19 protein-coding genes are annotated in these 18,485 nt (G+C 59.8%); 18 read left to right on the top strand and 1 reads right to left on the bottom strand.

What is annotated here, in order from left to right; translation table 11 throughout:
* Nucleotides 1-7 precede the first annotated feature (7 nt).
* The 4 genes from DH08_RS15750 to DH08_RS15765 all read left to right on the top strand — a co-directional run bounded on the left by DH08_RS15750 (nt 8) and on the right by DH08_RS15765 (nt 3,341).
* Complete coding sequence (locus DH08_RS15750; protein ID WP_192180170.1) at nt 8-769, top strand: SDR family NAD(P)-dependent oxidoreductase; 762 nt, start codon at nt 8-10, stop codon at nt 767-769.
* Between the two features lie 20 nt (nt 770-789).
* Nucleotides 790-1,209 (top strand): RidA family protein, encoded by a 420-nt coding sequence (locus tag DH08_RS15755; RefSeq protein WP_246800864.1) that lies wholly within the window; start codon nt 790-792, stop codon nt 1,207-1,209.
* Between the two features lie 137 nt (nt 1,210-1,346).
* The gene (locus tag DH08_RS15760; RefSeq protein WP_246800865.1) at nt 1,347-2,102 is read left to right on the top strand and encodes a GntR family transcriptional regulator; all 756 of its coding nucleotides are present in this window, start codon (nt 1,347-1,349) and stop codon (nt 2,100-2,102) included.
* A 258-nt stretch (nt 2,103-2,360) separates the two neighbouring features.
* Entirely contained in the window at nt 2,361-3,341 is a 981-nt protein-coding gene (locus DH08_RS15765; protein WP_192180172.1) for a lipid kinase, read from the top strand.
* Between the two features lie 940 nt (nt 3,342-4,281).
* Here the strand turns inward: DH08_RS15765 and DH08_RS15770 are convergent.
* Nucleotides 4,282-5,316, bottom strand: a complete 1,035-nt coding sequence (locus DH08_RS15770; protein ID WP_192180173.1) for a LacI family DNA-binding transcriptional regulator — start codon at nt 5,314-5,316, stop codon at nt 4,282-4,284.
* Nucleotides 5,317-5,486: 170 nt separating this feature from the next.
* Between DH08_RS15770 and DH08_RS15775 the strand changes: the two genes are divergently transcribed.
* From DH08_RS15775 to DH08_RS15840, 14 genes are all read left to right on the top strand, one after another.
* Entirely contained in the window at nt 5,487-6,533 is a 1,047-nt protein-coding gene (locus DH08_RS15775) for a sterol desaturase family protein (RefSeq protein ID WP_192180174.1), read from the top strand.
* Between the two features lie 95 nt (nt 6,534-6,628).
* Nucleotides 6,629-7,594, top strand: coding sequence for a sugar ABC transporter substrate-binding protein (locus DH08_RS15780; protein ID WP_192180175.1), 966 nt, complete (start codon nt 6,629-6,631; stop codon nt 7,592-7,594).
* A gap of 210 nt (nt 7,595-7,804) precedes the next feature.
* On the top strand, nt 7,805-8,749 hold the full coding sequence (locus tag DH08_RS15785; protein ID WP_246800869.1) for an ABC transporter permease: 945 nt from the start codon (nt 7,805-7,807) through the stop codon (nt 8,747-8,749).
* Nucleotides 8,746-9,768 (top strand): ABC transporter permease, encoded by a 1,023-nt coding sequence (locus DH08_RS15790; RefSeq protein WP_428338408.1) that lies wholly within the window; start codon nt 8,746-8,748, stop codon nt 9,766-9,768. Before DH08_RS15785 ends, DH08_RS15790 begins: the two co-directional genes overlap by 4 nt.
* A 127-nt stretch (nt 9,769-9,895) precedes the next feature.
* Nucleotides 9,896-10,741: an ATP-binding cassette domain-containing protein gene (locus DH08_RS15795; protein ID WP_192180177.1), complete on the top strand. Its 846-nt coding sequence runs from the start codon at nt 9,896-9,898 to the stop codon at nt 10,739-10,741.
* 84 nt (nt 10,742-10,825) lie between these two features.
* Nucleotides 10,826-11,830, top strand: coding sequence for a Gfo/Idh/MocA family oxidoreductase (locus DH08_RS15800; protein WP_192180178.1), 1,005 nt, complete (start codon nt 10,826-10,828; stop codon nt 11,828-11,830).
* Nucleotides 11,827-12,786 carry a TIM barrel protein gene (locus tag DH08_RS15805; RefSeq protein ID WP_192180179.1) on the top strand — a complete coding sequence of 320 codons (960 nt, stop codon included), beginning with the start codon at nt 11,827-11,829 and terminating at the stop codon, nt 12,784-12,786. The genes DH08_RS15800 and DH08_RS15805 overlap by 4 nt, the downstream gene beginning before the upstream one ends.
* 11 nt (nt 12,787-12,797) lie before the next feature.
* Complete coding sequence (locus tag DH08_RS15810; RefSeq protein ID WP_192180180.1) at nt 12,798-13,106, top strand: MocE family 2Fe-2S type ferredoxin; 309 nt, start codon at nt 12,798-12,800, stop codon at nt 13,104-13,106.
* 6 nt (nt 13,107-13,112) lie between these two features.
* Nucleotides 13,113-13,895, top strand: coding sequence for a hydroxypyruvate isomerase family protein (locus tag DH08_RS15815; protein WP_192180181.1), 783 nt, complete (start codon nt 13,113-13,115; stop codon nt 13,893-13,895).
* 4 nt (nt 13,896-13,899) lie between these two features.
* Entirely contained in the window at nt 13,900-14,724 is an 825-nt protein-coding gene (locus DH08_RS15820) for a 3-methyl-2-oxobutanoate hydroxymethyltransferase (protein ID WP_192180182.1), read from the top strand.
* 124 nt (nt 14,725-14,848) lie between these two features.
* Nucleotides 14,849-15,850: an inositol 2-dehydrogenase gene (gene iolG / locus DH08_RS15825; RefSeq protein WP_192180183.1), complete on the top strand. Its 1,002-nt coding sequence runs from the start codon at nt 14,849-14,851 to the stop codon at nt 15,848-15,850.
* A 122-nt stretch (nt 15,851-15,972) separates the two neighbouring features.
* Nucleotides 15,973-16,848 (top strand): bifunctional methylenetetrahydrofolate dehydrogenase/methenyltetrahydrofolate cyclohydrolase FolD, encoded by an 876-nt coding sequence (gene folD, locus DH08_RS15830; RefSeq protein ID WP_192180184.1) that lies wholly within the window; start codon nt 15,973-15,975, stop codon nt 16,846-16,848.
* 21 nt (nt 16,849-16,869) lie between these two features.
* Entirely contained in the window at nt 16,870-17,754 is an 885-nt protein-coding gene (purU, locus tag DH08_RS15835; RefSeq protein WP_192180185.1) for a formyltetrahydrofolate deformylase, read from the top strand.
* 84 nt (nt 17,755-17,838) lie between these two features.
* Nucleotides 17,839-18,147 carry a MurR/RpiR family transcriptional regulator gene (locus DH08_RS15840; RefSeq protein WP_192180186.1) on the top strand — a complete coding sequence of 103 codons (309 nt, stop codon included), beginning with the start codon at nt 17,839-17,841 and terminating at the stop codon, nt 18,145-18,147.
* Nucleotides 18,148-18,485: the final 338 nt, after the last annotated feature.

The following is an 18,485-nucleotide window of genomic DNA, read 5'->3' on the forward strand; positions in this document are numbered from 1 at the left end:
TAAACACATGATCTCGTTCAAACTCACGGGAAAGACGGCGCTCGTCACTGGCGGCGCGTCGGGCATCGGCCTTGAAACCGCGCGCATGATGGCCAAGGCCGGCGCGAAGGTCGCAATCAACTATCTGCCGGCGGACCAGCGGGGAGAGGCTGCTCTCGCCGAGTTCCAGAAGGAGGGGCTCGACATCATCGGTGCTCCAGGCGATGTCGGCGATGCCGGGCAGGCCAAGGCAATGGTACTCGAGGCGGTGGCGAGGTTCGGCCGTCTCGACCTGCTTGTCAACAACGCGGGAATACCGGGCGTGAAGGTCCCGGTGCCGATCAACGACCTCGACAGCATAACGGAGGAGCTTTGGGCAAGTCTGCTGAACGTCAACCTGATGAGCGTTTTCAGGTGCTCGAAGGCCGCGGCGCCTGCTCTCAAGGTGGCCAAAGGTTCGATCGTGAACACCGCTTCCATCGCCGGCTTCGGGGCCGTGGCCAGCACCATCGCCTATAGCGGCTCCAAGGCCGCCGTCATCAACCTGACGAAGAACCTGGCGCGTGCGCTCGCTCCCGATGTGCGCGTCAATGCAGTGGCGCCCGGCGTCGTCGAAAGCTCTTGGGCGATCGAATGGTCGGAGGAGCGTCGTCAGAGCACCGTCGCCAACACACCTCTGAAGAAAGTCTGCACCACGGCGGATGTCGCGGAACTGATCGTCTATCTCGGTTTCGCCGGCGCGCTGATCACCGGTCAGACGGTGGCGATCGACGGCGGCATCTCGATCTGATCCGCAACATGGAGACCTTTATGGAACTTGTGAAGCTCAAGTCGGGCAGCATCCTCGAAGAGAAGGAAGGCTATTCGCGGATCGTCGCCCTCGACAACTGGATCTTCATGTCGCTGACCGCAGGACGCGACTACAAGACTCGTGCGATGCCCGGGACGGCGATCGAGCAGGCAAGGCAGGCGATGAAGAATGTCGAAGGCGCGCTTGAGGCGGTAGGCAGCAGCCTTGCGGATGTGGTGCGGCGGCGCATCTTCATTCCGCGCCAGGAAGACGTCCCGGAAGTCATGGCCTATATGGGCGAGAAGTTCCGGGGCATCTCTCCGGCAAGCTGCGTCAACTGCGGCCCGCTGGGCGGACCCGAGTATCTCTTCGAAATCGAGATCACTGCGTATCGTGGTGCCGGCGCCCTTCCCGTGAAAAACCTGTCGATCTCGCTCTAGCGGCAAGTCACGTTTTCCACTTGTTCCGTAAGGATAGCTTGGCGGCAGGCTTCTCATTAGATGATCGCATTCGTATATAGTCTACATTCCGAATGCCTGTGCAGCCGATCTCCCGTGGTCGCCTTATGAGGATCTTGATGCGACACGCAAATGAAACAGGCGCCATTCTGGCTCCCATGACGCAGATGGAAAGCACGCAGTTCGCTGCGGAGCAAATCCGGAAGGCGATCATTGCGGGGCACTTCAAGCCTGGCGACCGGCTGGTCGAGCAACAGCTTACCGACATGCTGAACGTCTCCCGACATCCGGTCCGGGAGGCTTTGCGCCTGCTTGCTCGCGAGGGGTTCGTCGAGCTCAAGCGGAACAAGGGAGCATCCGTCAGGGCGGTGGACGCAGACAGTGTCATCGAAGTCTACAATATCCGGATGGCGCTGGGGAAAATTGCGCTGGATCATCTCCTCGCCGAGTCCGGTCGCCTGGCCTCGGCCGACATCAAGCGGCTTGAAAAACTGGCTGAGAATGCCGTCAAGTTCGCTAACCTTGATAGCCAGGCGGAGACCGTTCGCAACGATCTGGAGTTCCAGCAGGCGGTCATCGATGCGACGGGATTGCAGCGGACCATCCGCTACTTTTCCGAGCTGACTTCGGACGTCAGGCGCTTCAATCATCAACTGGGGGTCGTCTATACTGACCGAAAGGGCGATGCCGAGAAGTATGTCGTCAAGCTATTCGAAAGCTTGCGGGACGGAGATCTCCGTACTGCGCATGAAATCTGGCAAGCCAAGTTCTCGAAGGCTCTTGAGCGCTACCTTTCGCTGATTGCCGACAGTGAATCAGACGGGGCGAGCCGCGCCAGCGTCGGAGTGAAGGCCAGTCGACCCTCAAGTCGGTAGTAAGGCACGGCCTTGCACGAAGCATCTTGGCGCATTGATCGTCTTCTGGATTTCGATAGCCATATGCGACTCGGGCTCAATCCACCTGCATTGGGCGGAGAGCCAGGCAGAAGACGCGACTTAGGTGACCAAGCCGCTCGGGAGGCTTGCAGACGTGCGCCCTGCTCGGATGGGGTCAAAAGCGTCGGTTGCGGTCGCAATCTGGAAGCAGCCATCTTATGTGCGTTGAGCCCATGAACCATCGGACCGATTTTTGAAATGAGCAAATTAACTAAAAGGCGCGCGTTGCTGCTCCTCAATCCCAAGGCGCGGCGCGGCCAGGAGGTGATCGCGCCAGTTGTGGAGCGGCTGGAGGGAGGTGGGCTTTCCGTCACCGTCGAGACGTTCGAGGCGTTGCCTGAGATCGCTCGTGACATCGTTCGCTTACGCCATATGGCCGATCTTGTGGTTGTGTGCGGTGGCGATGGTTCGGTATCGTCGGCGGCGATGGCGGTAATGGAAAGCGGCCTGCCGATGGGCATTATTCCTATGGGAACGGCGAATGACCTCGCTCGCACACTCAATATTCCGATGGATCTCCCGCAGGCCGCCGATGTGATCGCGCGAGGCCAAACCCGGCTGATCGATGTTGGCACGGTTAATGGTCATGCCTTTTTCAACGTCGCGAGTATCGGACTCAGCACCGAACTGGCGCAAAGTCTGGACCCCGCTCTAAAGAAGCGTTTCGGCAGGCTTGGCTATGCGCTGGCGGCGATGAAAGTGTTGACGCGGGCCGCCAGGTTTCACGCGGAGATTACCGAGAAAGGCGCGGCGATCGAAGCCGAAACCTACCAGATCGCGGTTGGAAACGGTCGGCACTACGGCGGCGGCAACGTTGTGGAAGGGACGGCCGAGATCGATGACGGACATCTCGATCTCTATAGCTTGGAAATGACGAATCTCTGGAAGCTGGCGCTGATGCTCCGCTCGTTCCGTTCTGGAACGCATGGCGCCTGGCGTGAGGTGCGCACGGCCAGGTGCGTCGAGTTTGACATCGAGACGGAGAAGCCGATGCCGGTCAACACCGATGGTGAGATCGTCACCTCGACACCGGCCCATTTCAAGGTTCACCCAAAGGCGATCTCGGTCTTCGCGCCTCCGATCCTGAGCATTCCAGGCCGCACCGAAATGTTTCGTCGAGCAATCGGCGCAGACCTCGCATTGTCGGGAGATTATCCAGGTGCTGGCGCTGCGCATTAGTTTGTCGCCGGCGGGACAAAACGCCGAGGCACGCATGATCGTCATGGTCTCGACTACGGCAATCTTCGTGCAGTAGTAGCCCCACTGCTCCTCCGCCACTCGGCGAGGGATTTCGTAGGTACCTGCGGAGTGTTGAAGGCGGCTTTGAAGCGCTCGATATCATCGGAACATTCGCGCCGGATGGGCCGGAAAAGTGCAGCGGCTTCCCGTAGACCGATATGATCCCGAGGACTTGCAGAGGGTGCTGGGCGTTGACGGAGATCCGAGACCAAGCTCCGATACTCTCTCAGTCGCTTGAACAAACTCTTTCCCTTGCTGCGGCGATCGAACCCGATTGCTTCATCAGCGATATTTTGGCTGTACAAAATGCCGAAGACCGGGCGCGCAAAGCATTGCTATTCTGACGTCTGGATAGGCGAGACGTAGATTGCGCACCTGCGCTGACGTCAAGACAACGTCACCAATGTACGTTGTCTGCATAATAAGAATGACTCGATGGACGGCGTCCTTCGTGGCAACCGCCAGTCCCGATCCGCCTCTGACATTTCCGGAGAGGCGGACAGCGCGACGGTTCGCCACCTCGGCTGAAGTGCAGCGAGCCATCGGCTTCAATTCCGACGTGCTGGTTGTCTGGCAGCAGGAGGCAAACGCCCGTCCGCGGGCGTTGCAGCCCAGTTCGATGCCGCGTCTGGTCCACGACGGCCGGATCCTGGTGGAGGTGCCTCCCAGGACTGCTCCCCCAATGCGGTGCCCCGATCCGTCCTCCGTCTTCAGGTGTGGAATTCAGGCAAGATCCCAGCCAGCCCACAAGACAAGCTCCCTATCGCGCCGTCGGCAGCTTTGCGCCTCAATTTAGCCGTTGAGGTCCGTTTGTGCGTCACCTGAAAGCGGACATCCTCATCGGGTCGCAGGATGCCCGCGCCCGTAGCTGACATCTGCGTCAAATATTCTCCGGTGTGACAATTTCAAAAGGTATGGATCGCTGAAGGGTAGCCAACGGCGCTTGCGGTCCAATGACATCGATCATCGTTTGGACAAGAAGAGCCGAGGTCGCTTCGAGCGGATGGCAAAGAGCTGCAGTGATCAGGCCCTCAGACAGTCCCCTTCGAGTTTCGGGGCCAATGTCACGGCATACCACTTTTATACCCGACCGCCTCTGTGGAGAGACCTCCCTCAAGGCACGAAGTACACCCGTTATTCCGCCGCCGACGATCAAAATGCCGACAAGATCGGCAGTCGATTTCAGAAGCTCAGCCACCATTCGATAGGCCTCACTTGCTTCCTCGTGGGTGGGGCGGCTTTCCTCTACCGTAAGCCGTGGAGCGTGCTCGCGCAAATAGGAACGGAAACTGGCGTCGGACACGTCCTGGCATTGATACCGATGGTTGCCAATGAAGACCGCAATGCGACCCGGTCCTTGAGTGGTTTGGGTGATCAGGAAGGCCGCAGTGCGCCCAAGCTTCCAGTTGTCGGTGCCTACATACGCCGCCCGCTCTGGCGCTGATTGGTCCGTGATATATGAAACTACCGGCTTCCCCATCTCTTTTAGCGAACGGATCGCCTGGCCAATAATTGGGTGATCTGCCGCGACCACCGCAACGGCGTCGCATGAATCGCCGAGCGCAATCAGACGGCTCGCGATTGTGTCCGGCGTCAGCAGATCCACGAAGTCGACTATTGGATCGATGACCTCGTCCCGACGCTCGCGACAGGCGGCAATAATCTTCTTCCCGAACAGCTGGTAGAGGTCACGGGTCGACTGCTGAAGCAGGAAGCCCAATCGGTAGTGTGGAGATATCTTACGAGCCCGATCATCAATGGCTCCGATTCCGTAAAACCCAATCTCTTCCGCTGCGCTTTGTACGCGTTGGACGGTCTTCGGGCGTACTGAAACGGTGCCACTCAGGATTCGGTTCACGGTCGCCACCGAAACGCCTGCCGCAGTAGCGAGATCGTGGATTGTCGGCCGCCTCATGAGCTCATCCCAGCTATATCATCATGACTGATATCAAATGATACAAATGTCACTTTGATACTATTTTCGTCTTCTAGAAATATCAAGCCTCCGATATGAATCCCGCCCAGATGAGGGCCGATGTTTGACGAGCCCAGTTGGGAATAGCTCCGCAGGGAGGCGCTGTTACGATGGACGACCTTCAGTATGGAACGCGCGACAAACGCGGTAACTGGGCTCCGCATCGCCGGGCCGAGCCGGCGCCAATTTGGCATCGTCCGTTCAATGCAAAGAAGGTGGTGGCGTGGATTCCTGAATTTCTTTGGCCGTGGAACGCCTTTCATATTGCCACGTCGATCATTTGGGTGAACCTGCTGATCCCAAGCTGGCAGAGCCTCGCGAGCTTCTCCGTTCTCAACTACTTCTGGCTGTATGGCCTAAATGCAGCCGGCATATTCCTTTTCTACGGCTTCTTCGAGCTGCGCTATTACTTTCAGCGCAAGCAACAGAACCGCTTCAAATATAATTCAAAATTCCCTTCGGACGCGCCGTCTGACGTGTTTTGGTTTCAAAGCCAGAACATCGACAATTTCACCCGCTCGTTTTTCGTCACGATACCACTATGGACAGTGGTCGAGATCGTGATGCTGTGGGTCTATGCAAACAGCTGGGCGGTCTGGCTGCCATGGACGACGAATTGGCTTTACCTCTCGTTCCTGGTGCTTATCGCGCCGGCCGTGCATGAGGTCTATTTCTTCTTCCTTCACCGGGCGATCCATTGGCCGCCGCTCTACAAATGGGTGCATTCGGTTCATCATAACTCGATCAATCCAAGTCCTTGGTCGTCGCTGTCGATGCACCCAGTCGAAGGCTTCCTCTATCATGCTGAAGCCTGGCTGCACCTGTTGATCCCTTCCAACCCGGTCTGCGCCTACTTCACGCTGCACGGAGCGGGATTTGGAGCGGTGAACGGCCACCTCGGCTTCGAGACATTCGAAATCACCGACAAGGTTAAGCTCGATAGCCATTCTTACGTGCACTACCTGCACCACAAGTATTTCGAGGTGAATTACGGCGGCGATGGGCTGGTGCCCCTCGATAAGCTGTTCGGCACTTGGCACGACGGCAGCAAGGAAGCCGATGAGGTCATGAAGGCCCGCTTCCGCAAGAAAAAGGAAAAAATGCGGGGCCAGCAGGAAGGCCGCAGCGATCCCGCGTCTGGAATGCCGGCGGAATAACGAACCAAACGCTGATTCGACTGCGCCTGTGAGGAGCGGGCTCGGGACAGCAGGACTTTTGTTGAAACCCCACGGGGTAAATTGGGAGGAAGACTATGAAGCTTTTCAAGACACTCGTGTCGACAGCGGTGCTGATTGGATTCAGCGCCGGCGCGACTCTCGCCGCCAATATCTTCGTGGTTGGCGGCAAGCCGGACGATCCGTTTTGGTCGATCGTCAAGCGCGGTGCTGAAGACGCTGGCAAGGTCGTCGAGGCCCAAGGTGGCAAGGTCACCTGGCTCGGGCCGCAGAACTATGACAATCTGGGCGTGGACGCCGCCGAACTGATCCGCCAAGCCATCGATCAGAAGGCCGACGCCATTGTCGGCCCGGACTGGGTGCCGGAAGCGATGGACCCTGCGTTCAAGGCAGTGAGGGATGCTGGCATTCCCCTGATCATCTACAATGCCGGCGGACTGAAAGCGGCCGATCGTCTTGGCGCCATGAACTATGTCGGCTCGGACGACTACAAAGGCGGTGTCGCGGCTGGCGAATACCTCACCAAGGCCGGCAACAAGAAGGGCGTCTGCATCAACACGCTGCCAGGCGCCGCCAATATCGAGGCCTTCTGCGGTGGCTTCAAGGAAGGGATGAAGAACGGCGGTGGCGAAGCCGACGTACTGCCATTGCCTGCTACATCCTTCGGCTCGGCGACGGCCGTCGCCCAGGCGGTGAAGGCCTATCTGCTGCAGCACCAGGACGTGAACGCCGTCTTTACCATCGGCAACGTCGACGCCAACTCGGCCATGAACGGCCTTACCCAGGCCGGCAAGGTCGGGAAAGTGCAACTCTGCGGCATGAACTTTGACGAAACCATCCTGAACAACATCAAGGATGGCAAGCAGGCCTGCGCGATCGACCAGCAAGGCTACCTGCAGGGATACCTGGCCGTCGCGATCCTGAATGGCCACGTCAATTATGGCTTGACGGTGCCCACCCGCGAGATCCTTACGGGACCAGGCATCATCGACAAGACAAACGTCGACGCCACCATCGCTGGCGTGAAAGCAGGGACGCGATAATCCTCCCGCCTGGGCCGCCCTCGCTTTTATAGCGGGCGGCCCTTTTTCCCTCTCTCTGCGGCGGCCACATCGCGGCCGGCCGCGTGATCGCGGATTACCCTAATGGCACATCCCGTAGCATCCACATCAACTCCGGCGCCGGACCGCGTGAAGTACGGACTGGCCTTCGGCCGGCTGGCGCGTCGACCAGAGGCGGGCTCGTTCCTTGGCATGGTCGCAGTTCTTCTCTTCTTTGGCCTGTTCGGCGGAAGTGGTTTCATGTCGGCAGCGGGCACGGCCAGCTGGTTGAACATCGCGTCTGAGATCGGGATCATCGCGCTGCCGATAGGGTTGCTTATGATTGCCGGGGAACTGGACATCTCGGTCGGTGCCGTGATCCCCGCGGCGTCTCTCACCGCTGCTATCGTGTCGGGTCACTATGGGCTGCCCGACTGGCTTGGCATAACGGCCGCGCTTGGCCTCGGCCTCGCTGTCGGCTTCCTCAATGGTCTGCTCGTGACGAGAACGACCATCCCGTCGCTCATAATTACCATTGGCACCATGTTCCTCACGATGGGTCTGACGCTCGGTCTTACCGTCATGATCGCCGGCAGCACCGGCGTCTCGCTTGTGCCGGCCCCCCTCACCAAGGCAATCTTCGGCGACTATCTCGGCGGCATGTTCCAGGTCACGATCCTGTGGTGGGTGGTGTTCGTAGTCGGCCTGTTCTGGCTGTTGCACATCTCCCCGATGGGCAATTGGATCTATGCACTCGGCGGCGACAAGGAAAGCGCGCGCAACGTTGGCATCCCGACCAAGCGGCTGACCATCGGTCTGTTCATGCTGTCCGGCTTCAGCGCCGCTTTCGTCGGGGTCAGCGAGGTGATGGTCTACCAGAGTGCGCAGGTTCTGGCCGGTCAGTCCTTCATCTTCAATTCCATCATGTGTGTGGTCATCGGGGGCGTTTTGCTCACGGGCGGCTTCGGCTCGATCGTTGGCATCGTGTTCGGCACGATTACCTTCTCGATCGTGAACCAGGGCATTTACTTCACGAGCATGGATCCCAACGTCGGAAGCGTCATAATCGGCGCGCTTCTTTTGATCGCGGTGCTGACAAACGACACCTTCCGGCAATTGGCACTCAGCTATTCGTCGAAGAAGGGAAAACGGTCATGATGGACGCAATCAAATCCGTGCTGCGTCGCCCCGAAGCCGGCTCGATCCTCAGTCTTATCGGCGTGGTGCTGTTCTTCATTCTGTTCGGCGGCGCCAACCTGGGTACGCTCGTTGGCGCGGCCAGTTGGGTCAATTTTGCGGCCAATCTAGGCATTGTCGCCATTCCAGTCGGGCTGCTGATGATCTCAGGCGAACTCGACATCTCCATCGGCGCTTTGATCCCCGCTGGTTCCATGACAACCGCCATACTCACCGGTTACTACGGACTGCCCATTGGGGTGGGAATTGCTGGGGCGCTGGCAGTCGGCGTGGCGGTCGGCCTGGTCAACGGCCTGCTGACGATCCGCACCTCCGTGCCCTCGCTCATCATTACTCTGGCCACGCTGGTCGCCATGCAGGGGGTGGTGCTCAGTGCTTCGGTGCTTCTGACCGGTACCGCCAGCGTTGCCCTGACCGCGCCGGACTGGGCCAAATTCCTGTTCGGCCAGCTGATCGGCGGCAGCCACCAAGTCATCATCATCTGGTGGATCGCATTCGCCGCGATCATCGGCTTCGTTCTGCACAAGACCCGTTACGGCAACTGGCTGTTCGCAATGGGCGGCGATCGTGTCAGCGCCCGCAACGCCGGCATTCCGACAGACCGCATGACCATTGCGCTGTTTGTGTTGTCCGCAGTCAGCGCCACCTTTGTTGGCATCTGTCAGGCAATCCTGTTCAATTCCGCCCAGGTCTCCGGCGGCATGAACTTCATCTTCAACGCCATCGTGTCCGTGGTGGTGGGCGGCGTATTGCTGACCGGCGGTTTCGGGTCGGTTGTTGGTATCTTCGTCGGCACCATCACTTTCGCCATCGTCAGCCAGGGCATCTACTTTACCCAGATCGACCGAAACTGGTCGAACCTGATTATCGGTGTGATGCTTCTGGTGGCCGTGCTGATGAACCAGTCGTTCCGCGACCTGGCTCTGTATTTCAGGCCGCGGGGTAAGCGAAGCCTGCCGCGGGAGCCAGCAAACCCATGAAAAACGAGTTGTTACGGCAACCGGGCCCTGAACTTGCTTCGATCAACGAGCATCGAGCTACGATGAACACCCTCGCCGATCAACCGCATCAGCCAAGCCGGTTCGCAGATGAAGAGATGAGCACGCCATGAACGACAAACCTGCCATTCTCGAATTGAGAAACGTCAACAAGTCCTTCGGGCCAATCGACGTCCTGCACGATATTTCGCTAAGGGTACGTGCAGGCGAGGTGCTTTGTCTGCTCGGTGACAATGGCGCCGGCAAGTCCACCCTCATCAAGACCCTGGCCGGTGTCCACAAACCCACCAGCGGCCAGATACTGATGGATGGTCAGCCGGTCACTTTCGCCGGGCCGAGGGAGGCTCAGGGACAGGGAATCGCCACAGTGCACCAGTTCGGCGGCACCTTCCCGCTGATGAGCATCGGGCGGTCCTTCTTCGTCGGCGTAGAGCCGACCAAAGGCTGGGGACCGTTCAAGATCTATGACCGCAAGCGCGCCAACGAGATCGCGGTGAAAGCGGTACGCGATTTCGGAATCACCCGCATTGACGACGGTGACCGCTTGGTCGGAGGCCTGTCGGGCGGCGAGCGCCAGTCGCTTGCCATTGCCCGCGCCGTCTATTTTGGAGCGCGTGTACTGATCCTGGACGAGCCCACCGCGGCGCTCGGCGTCAAGCAGGCCTCGCATGTGCTGCGCATTGTCAACGAGGCCAAGAGGCGCGGCCTGGCAGTGGTGTTCATCACTCACCAGGTCATGCACGCCATGGCCGTCGGCGACCATTTCGCGGTGCTGATCCGCGGCGCCATCGCCGCCGATTTCCGTAAGGGCGAAAAGTCCCGCGAGGAGATTACTGATCTGATGGCTGGCGGCGAGACAATGGCCGACCTCGAAGCCCAGGTCGAGGGTTACATGGAAACGCATGAGGGGCATCCGCCATCCCCCCAGGTGGTGCAGGGACCAGCCGCTCCGTAGACCCACTCCAGAGCTCCAGCAAGGCGGCTGCATGTCACGACCGCGGCTGCCCGTAAATTCGAAACGCAAATAATTAGGACTGAGATGACAATCCGCATTGCGGTGATCGGCGCCGGCTTGATGGGCGCAGATCATGCCAAGATAGTTGCCGAGGAACTGCCCGGCGCAACCCTCCAGTTGGTCTGCGACATGGATGACCAGCGCGCCCGTCGCGTCGCCGATGCATGTGGTGCCTTCGACATTGCCACTGACCCCAAGGGCGCCATCGCGCGGCAAGACGTGGACGCCGTGATCATTGCGAGCCCCGATTTCACGCATGCACCTCTCTCGATGGCCTGTATTGCCGTGGGCAAGCGCGTTCTGTGCGAAAAGCCCCTTTCACAATCGTCGGCTGACTGCATCGCCGTGATGGAAACCGAACAGAAGGCAGGGGCGAAATTCGTCCAGCTCGGCTTCATGCGGCGTTACGATCAATCCTACCAGGAGATGAAGCAAACGCTCGACGATGGCCATCTCGGGCGAGCGCTGATGATGCACAATTTCCATCGCAATGTTGAAACACCTGCGGCCGATTTCACCGGCGCTATGGCCATCACCAATTCGGCACCGCACGAATTCGACGTCGTGCGTTACGTGCTCGGGACGGAATACGCCTCTATTTCCGCGTTCCAGCCGCGCCGCTCGGACGCGCGTGTCGCACCTGTTGTCATGGTGTTGGAAACGGTGGACGGGCAGCTCGTCAACATCGAGATCAACAACAACGCCGCCTACGGCTATGACGTCCGCGCCGAGCTGATCGGTGAGCGCGGCGCCGTGGCGACGAACAACGTTGCCTACACCCGCAGGGAGTCGGCGCTTGCCCAAAGCACAAGCTACGACGCCGACTGGCGGACGCGGTACTACGATGCCTATCGCCGCCAGAACCGCGACTTCCTTCGCTTTGTCATGACCGGTGAATTCCCGATGACCGCCTCGGATTGCTGGGACGGCTATTGCGCCGCCACCGTTGCCGAGGCTGGCGTGAGAGCGTTGAAGGAAGCCCGTCGAGCGCCCGTGCAAATGATTGCAAAGCCGGAGTTTTACGCGTGAAGCTGGGTTTCGTTTCAGACAGTCTCGGCGGTCTGCCTTTCGACGCGGTGTTGGACCATGCAAAGCGCATGGGGGTATCTGGCATCGAGGTGAATACCTGCGGTTGGTCGACCGCCCCGCATTTCCGGCTTTCGTCCATGCTGGGCGACAGCGAGGCGCAGAAGCGGTTTACTGGAGCGTTCGAAGAACGTGGGCTGGAGATCATCAGCCTGAACGCAAACGGCAACCCGTTGCACCCAACAGATCGGACCCAAGGCGAAGGGCTGCAGGACACGATCCGCGTCGCCGGCGAGATGGGCATTCGCACCGTCTGTACGATGAGCGGCCTGCCGGCAGGCAGCGCCGGCGACAGCATGCCTAACTGGGTAGTCTCCTCCTGGCCACCGGAGACGCAGACCATCCTTAAATATCAATGGGAAGAAAAGCTGATACCCTTCTGGATCGAGATCGCGGCGCTGGCGAAGGAAAACGGTGTCGATCGCATCGCGCTCGAACTCCATGGCAATCAGTGCGTGTACAACGTGCCCTCGCTGCTGAAATTGCGAGAAGCGATTGGGCCTGTCGTGGGCGCCAATCTTGACCCCTCGCATCTGTTCTGGATGGGCGCTGACCCCCTCGTTGCCGCTCAAGCGCTGGGCGAGGCGGTTTATCACGTGCATGCCAAGGATACAATGCTCAACCGGCCCGTTCAGGCAACGACCTCGTTGCTTGAGAATGGCAGCCTGATGAACATTCCGGCCCGGTCCTGGAGTTACATCACGCTTGGGTTCGGCCATAGCGAGGAGTGGTGGCGACAGTTCTGCTATCGACTCAAGATGGCTGGCTATGACGGCTGGCTTTCCATCGAGCACGAAGACGTACTTCTGAATTCGCTGGAGGGGCTCGAAAAGTCCGTCGCGCTGCTCCAGGGCGTGATGCCGTCAGCTCCCGCAGACTTCAAACCGCAAGATATCTGAGGAGAGACTCCATGCCCTGGGTTGACGCTTGTGCCGCTGATGAAATCGAAGCCGAGGAAGCCAAACGCTTCGAGAATGGCGGCCGTACCTTCGCGATCTTCCGCAACGACGCGGATGAATACTATTGCACAGACGGGCTTTGCACGCATGAGAAGATCCACCTTGCCGACGGTCTCGTCATGGGGAATACGGTGGAATGCCCCAAGCACGCTTCCGTTTTCGACTTCACGACCGGCGAAGTAGAGACGCCACCGGCGTGCGAGAACCTCAAGACTTACAAGACAAAGGTCGAGAATGGCCGCGTCATGGTCGAGGTTTGAGTCATCATGGGCCAACTCTTCCAACTCGCCGCTTGCGCCGAAATGCTCTGGCGCGACAAGCCGATCGAATGGCGCGCCGCTCGCCTGCACGAGATGGGGTTCGAGGTCGGTCTCTGGAACTGGCCCGACCATGATCTGACAAAGCTGGAGAAATCAGGAGCGACCTTCTCCATCATGAACGGCTACCTGCGCGGGCGGCTGACCGATGAGGAGGGCGCGGCGGAACTGCTGGAAACGGCCCGGGAAACCGCTCAGGTCGGAAAACGGCTCGGGGTCGCGCGGCTGAACCTCCACGGAACGGGCCTCGGCGAAGGTGGCTTGCCGGTCATGCCGGTCGAGGTGGTGACCGGTGCCATGTGGCTGAAAGCGCGCGATACGCTGCACCGCGTTGCGGAAATGGCCGAGAAGGAGGACGTGACCTTCACGCTGGAAAACCTCAATCTTCCTGTCGATCACCCCGGCGTGCCCTTCGGACGCGCGGAAGACACGCTGGCGCTGGTCTCCTCGATCGACCATCCGCGCCTGCGCCTCAACCTGGATCTCTACCACGCGCAGATCGGCGAAGGGAACTTGATCGAACTCTGCCGCACCTGCCTGCCGTGGATCGGCGAAGTCCAGGTCGCGGATGTGCCGGGCCGCATGGAGCCGGGCACTGGCGAGGTCAACTGGCATGGCATCGCCAAGGCGCTGAAGGCGATGGGCTACTCCGGCCCCGTCGGGATGGAAGCCTTCGCTTCAGGCGACCCGGAAGCCGCGCTCGAAGCATTCCGCAACGCGTTCACGGTGTAAGACAATGGTCCACAGGAACACACGTCCCACAGTCGCCGACATCCGAGCCATGAAGGCGCGTGGGCAGAAAATCTCGATGCTATACGTGACGACGCTTGAAGAGGCGGCAGCTGCCAACGCGGCAGGCATCGACATGCTCTCCATCGAGGGTCGGTTCTTCTCTCCCGAAATGCGCGAGGCGGCTGGGCGTTGCTTCGTCCAGGTAGGACTGCCATACGGCGGCTGGGGGACTTTTAACGGCCGACCCCTGGCAACGGCCGAGGATTATCTGCGCGCAGCCTTCCATTTTGCCGCTATGGGCGGCGACTGCTTCTATTGCGCAGCCGCCTACGACATTCAAAAGGCACTCTGTGACAACCATGTGCCGATCGTCGCACATGTCGGGCTTGTCCCTTCATACATCACCTGGACCGGGTTCCGTGCCGTGGGCAAGACCGCCCAGGAAGCTCTGGAGGTCTGGCAGCAGGTAAAGCAGCTTGAAGCGATCGGCTGCTTCGGGGCCGAGCTTGAGGTCGTGCCGGACCGCATCGGCGAATTCATTTCGAAGAACACGTCGATGATCATGCTTGGCATGGGAGCCGGTCCGGGAGCCGACGCGCAATATCTGTTCGCTGAGGACGTGCTTGGCCACACCGACGGCCATAAGCCGCGCCACGCCAAGACCTATCGCAATTTCGCGGCCGAGTTTGTGAGGCTCCAGCAAGAGCGGATTGCGGCGTTCAAGGAATTCATCGCCGACGTCGGTTCCGGCGCCTACCCGCAGCCACAGCACAATGTTTCAATCGCGGAGGCGGAATACGGCCAATTCCTGGAGCAGGCGAAAGCCTGAACCAGTTCCAGCGGCCTCCTTCAAATGGGGAGGGACGGCCTCGTCCCCATCAGCGGGCAAGCACCTTCAATGCTTCTCGCTGATTCAAAAGATCAACCAGACACAGCAAAGCTAGAGGACAACCATGCTCAAAGTCGGCCTTCTCGGTGCCGGACGTATCGCCGGCGTTCACGCGACGGCTATCTCGTCGCATCCCGACAGCACGCTCGTCGCGGTGTCGGACATCAATGCCGCAGCCGCGGAAAAGCTCGCCTCCCAGTATGGTGCCGAGACTCGGACCACTGACGCGATACTCAACGATGTCTCGATCGACGCGGTGCTGATCGCAACTTCGACCGATACTCACTCCGACCTGATCGAGCGGGCGACTGTCGCCGGCAAGGCCGTGCTTTGCGAGAAGCCGGTGGATCTGAGCCTTGCCCGCGCGCGCGCTTGCCAGAAAGTCGCCGCCGGAACTGGCCGCCCGGTGATGATAGGTTTCAACCGCCGCTTCGATCCGAACTTTGCTTCTCTGAAGGCGGCCGCTGACAAAGGTGAGATCGGCAAGTCCGAACTCCTGTCGATTACGTCCTTCGACCCCGCGCCGCCCCCGGTTGCCTACATCAAGGTATCTGGCGGCCTGTTCCGGGACATGATGATCCACGATTTCGACATGGCGAATTTCATCATGGGAACTGCTCCCGTGGCGGTCACGTCAGTGGCATCCTCTATCGTCGATCCGGAGATCGGGGCGGCGGGTGACGTCGACACGGCTGTTGTCACGTTGACCTACGCTGACGGCCGGATCGCGGTTATCAAGAACTCGCGCCGGGCCGTCTACGGCTATGATCAGCGCGTGGAACTTCTGGGTTCGGAAGGCCTCTTGCAGGCTCAGAACATGTTGGAAAACACGGTGGTAAAATCCACTGCCGCTGGTGTGACCGGTGCCAAACCGACTTACTTCTTCCTCGAACGCTACATGCCTGCCTACGCAGCCGAGTGGGCGGCGTTTGTCCAGGCGATCGCCGGCGGAAAGGCTCCTCCTGTTACCCTTGCCGACGGTATTGCTGCCTTGGCCATGGCCGAGGCCGCGACAACATCAGCAAAGACCGGTGCCCCTGTCAGCCTGGCAAGCGTGCTGGGCTGAGCGGCGATCGCGAGGCCGTCACCAGGCTGGCTGAATTGATGGCACCTCCTCCGGGGCCGTCGCGCGTGCCGGCTCAGCGCGAGTGCAGGCATCAAAGTGTTTTTTGGAGAAAAGGATTTGCTATGGGAAATCCACGTCCTGAAGTGATCATCGACGGGAAGGCCGCTGCGGCTATCCTGGCAGACAAGATCACGGCTGACGTTGCTGAACTCAGATGGGAGACCGGCCTGGTGCCCGGCCTGGCGGTCGTACTGGTGGGCGATGATCCGGCGAGCGCCGTCTATGTCTCCTCGAAGCACCGCCAGACGGTTGCCGCGGGGATGGCCTCCTTCGAGCACCGACTGCCCTCGGAGACGACCGAGGACGATCTCCTCGCCTTGATTGAGAGGCTGAACGGCGATCCCGCCGTGCACGGCATCCTCGTGCAACTTCCGTTGCCGCCACAGATCGATGCAAGTGCGGTGCTCAACGCCGTTGAGCCGGGCAAGGACGTTGACGGATTTCATATTCAGAACGCGGGCAGCCTCGCGACCGGCCAGGAGGCATTGGTGCCGTGCACACCACTTGGTTGCCTGATGCTCCTGAAGGACAGACTGGGCGACCTCTCCGGACTGCACGCCGTGATCGTCGGCCGCAGCAACATCGTCGGCAAGCCGATGGCCCAGCTGCTGCTGTCCGAAAATTGCACCGTCACCATTGCGCACTCCCGTACCCGCGACCTGGCGACCATTTGCCGTTCAGCTGACATCCTGGTGGCTGCCGTGGGACGGCCTGAGATGATCAGAGGCGACTGGATCAGGCCAGGCGCTATCGTCATTGACGTCGGCATCAACCGCGTGAAGCGAGACGGCAAGTCGCGCCTCGTCGGCGATGTCGCGTTCGCGGAGGCCGCCCATGCCGGGGCCATAACGCCCGTCCCTGGCGGCGTGGGCCCAATGACGATCGCCTGCCTGCTTTCCAACACGCTGACAGCGTTTCGTCGGAGCCTTCAGGCATGAGCCCGCTAAGGAAGAGTACCAATGTTTAGTTTCGCCCTTCGCGTCAAATGCCGCTCGACCAGGGGGATCGTCGCTGCGATCTCGACCTTCCTCGCCGACCAAACCTGCAACATTACCGACAGCGCGCAGTTCGACGACGCCGACACAGGCAACTTCTTCATGCGGGTGAGCTTCCGCTCCGAAGGCGGGTGGGGGCTGGAAGAACTCCGTTCGGGCTTCAAAGCGATCGCCTCGCACTTCGGCATGGAGTGGGAGTTCTTCGACGAGAGCGTCAAGCGCAGGGTCATCATAATGGTCTCGCGCTTTGGCCATTGCCTCAACGATCTTCTCTATCGCTGGCGGATCGGCGGGCTTCCGATCGACATCGTCGCAGTGATCTCCAATCACATGGACTACCAGAAGGTGGTCTTGAGCCATGACATCCCGTTTCATTTCATCACGGTGACGAAAGAGAACAAGGCCGAGGCAGAAGCACAGCAGATGCGCGTCGTCGAGGAGACAGGCGCCGAGTTGATCGTCCTGGCGCGGTACATGCAGGTTCTCTCGGACGAGATGTGCCGGAAAATGTCGGGCCGGATCATCAACATCCACCATTCCTTCCTACCCTCATTCAAAGGCGCCAATCCCTACAAGCAGGCGCACGACCGAGGTGTGAAGCTGATCGGGGCTACATCGCACTACGTGACGGCCGATCTGGACGAGGGACCCATCATCGAGCAGGACACGATCCGCGTGACGCATGCGCAGTCCAGTGAGGACTATGTCAGTCTCGGCCGCGACGTCGAGGCACAAGTGCTCGCCCGGGCAATCCACGCCTATATCCATCGTCGGGTTTTCCTCAACGGGAACAAGACCGTCGTATTCCCCGCGTCGCCTGGATCGTTCGCTTCAGAGCGATTGGGCTGACGTGGCTCGTGAACGCCTTGCCGTCATGGGCTGGATTTCAGGGCTATCTGGCTACCGATTCTTCGAAGGTCTGGAGGGTTTCGGATGAAATCGCCTGTACTTGCACACAGACCTAAATGTCTTGATGAAATCAAAACTGCGATTGCGAAGCGCGAGCTCCGCTTGACCCCGGCTCTCGAGAAGGTAGCTCGGCAAGCGCTTGAAAAGCCGGAGATCATTGCATTTGAAAGCGCGGCCGCGATTGCCCGCCGCTGTGGCGTCGGCACTACTGCGCCGACAAGGCTCGCCCGCTGTTTTGGATTCTCCGCCTTTCGAGAGATGAAGAAGTTCTTTCAGGACAATATGCGCGCTCGGGGCGGGCGTTCTTTGCCGCCAAGCCACGAACGCCGTTGACCAGCGTGAAAATCTTCAACACGTGTGCAAAGCGATGGCGTTGGTCGTCAGATTGCCAGGCCGACTAATCAAATCACATTTAGTAGCGCGGCGGCATGATCGGGTTCCGCTTGTGTCGCAGACCGGCTGGAATTCAATGCCAGAAAGAGTCAGGTGGTGACGACGTCCACCCCAACCTACGGTCCGCTCTCTAAGGTCAGTAGCACGAGAGCTGCAATTCCGCATCCGGCCCCCAATGCCTCCTCCATGCCGCAGACCTTCGCAAGGCTAGACTAGGCTGAATCGACATTCATCGCATCCATAACATGGCGCAGGCGAGTTGGATGAAGCTGAGGAAA

This window comes from Mesorhizobium amorphae (genome assembly GCF_014843845.1).
Classification (GTDB): Bacteria; Pseudomonadota; Alphaproteobacteria; order Rhizobiales; family Rhizobiaceae; genus Mesorhizobium; species Mesorhizobium amorphae_A.

Excerpts from the sequence above, each read along its gene's own strand:
- DH08_RS15750 (WP_192180170.1), top strand. The coding sequence starts at position 8 with ATGATCTCGTTCAAACTCACGGGAAAGACGGCGCTCGTCACTGGCGGC.
- DH08_RS15755 (WP_246800864.1), top strand. The coding sequence starts at position 790 with ATGGAACTTGTGAAGCTCAAGTCGGGCAGCATCCTCGAAGAGAAGGAA.
- DH08_RS15760 (WP_246800865.1), top strand. The coding sequence starts at position 1,347 with ATGCGACACGCAAATGAAACAGGCGCCATTCTGGCTCCCATGACGCAG.
- DH08_RS15765 (WP_192180172.1), top strand. The coding sequence starts at position 2,361 with ATGAGCAAATTAACTAAAAGGCGCGCGTTGCTGCTCCTCAATCCCAAG.
- DH08_RS15770 (WP_192180173.1), bottom strand. The coding sequence starts at position 5,316 with ATGAGGCGGCCGACAATCCACGATCTCGCTACTGCGGCAGGCGTTTCG.
- DH08_RS15775 (WP_192180174.1), top strand. The coding sequence starts at position 5,487 with ATGGACGACCTTCAGTATGGAACGCGCGACAAACGCGGTAACTGGGCT.
- DH08_RS15780 (WP_192180175.1), top strand. The coding sequence starts at position 6,629 with ATGAAGCTTTTCAAGACACTCGTGTCGACAGCGGTGCTGATTGGATTC.
- DH08_RS15785 (WP_246800869.1), top strand. The coding sequence starts at position 7,805 with ATGGTCGCAGTTCTTCTCTTCTTTGGCCTGTTCGGCGGAAGTGGTTTC.
- DH08_RS15790 (WP_428338408.1), top strand. The coding sequence starts at position 8,746 with ATGATGGACGCAATCAAATCCGTGCTGCGTCGCCCCGAAGCCGGCTCG.
- DH08_RS15795 (WP_192180177.1), top strand. The coding sequence starts at position 9,896 with ATGAACGACAAACCTGCCATTCTCGAATTGAGAAACGTCAACAAGTCC.
- DH08_RS15800 (WP_192180178.1), top strand. The coding sequence starts at position 10,826 with ATGACAATCCGCATTGCGGTGATCGGCGCCGGCTTGATGGGCGCAGAT.
- DH08_RS15810 (WP_192180180.1), top strand. The coding sequence starts at position 12,798 with ATGCCCTGGGTTGACGCTTGTGCCGCTGATGAAATCGAAGCCGAGGAA.
- DH08_RS15815 (WP_192180181.1), top strand. The coding sequence starts at position 13,113 with ATGGGCCAACTCTTCCAACTCGCCGCTTGCGCCGAAATGCTCTGGCGC.
- DH08_RS15820 (WP_192180182.1), top strand. The coding sequence starts at position 13,900 with ATGGTCCACAGGAACACACGTCCCACAGTCGCCGACATCCGAGCCATG.
- iolG (WP_192180183.1), top strand. The coding sequence starts at position 14,849 with ATGCTCAAAGTCGGCCTTCTCGGTGCCGGACGTATCGCCGGCGTTCAC.
- folD (WP_192180184.1), top strand. The coding sequence starts at position 15,973 with ATGGGAAATCCACGTCCTGAAGTGATCATCGACGGGAAGGCCGCTGCG.
- purU (WP_192180185.1), top strand. The coding sequence starts at position 16,870 with ATGTTTAGTTTCGCCCTTCGCGTCAAATGCCGCTCGACCAGGGGGATC.
- DH08_RS15840 (WP_192180186.1), top strand. The coding sequence starts at position 17,839 with ATGAAATCGCCTGTACTTGCACACAGACCTAAATGTCTTGATGAAATC.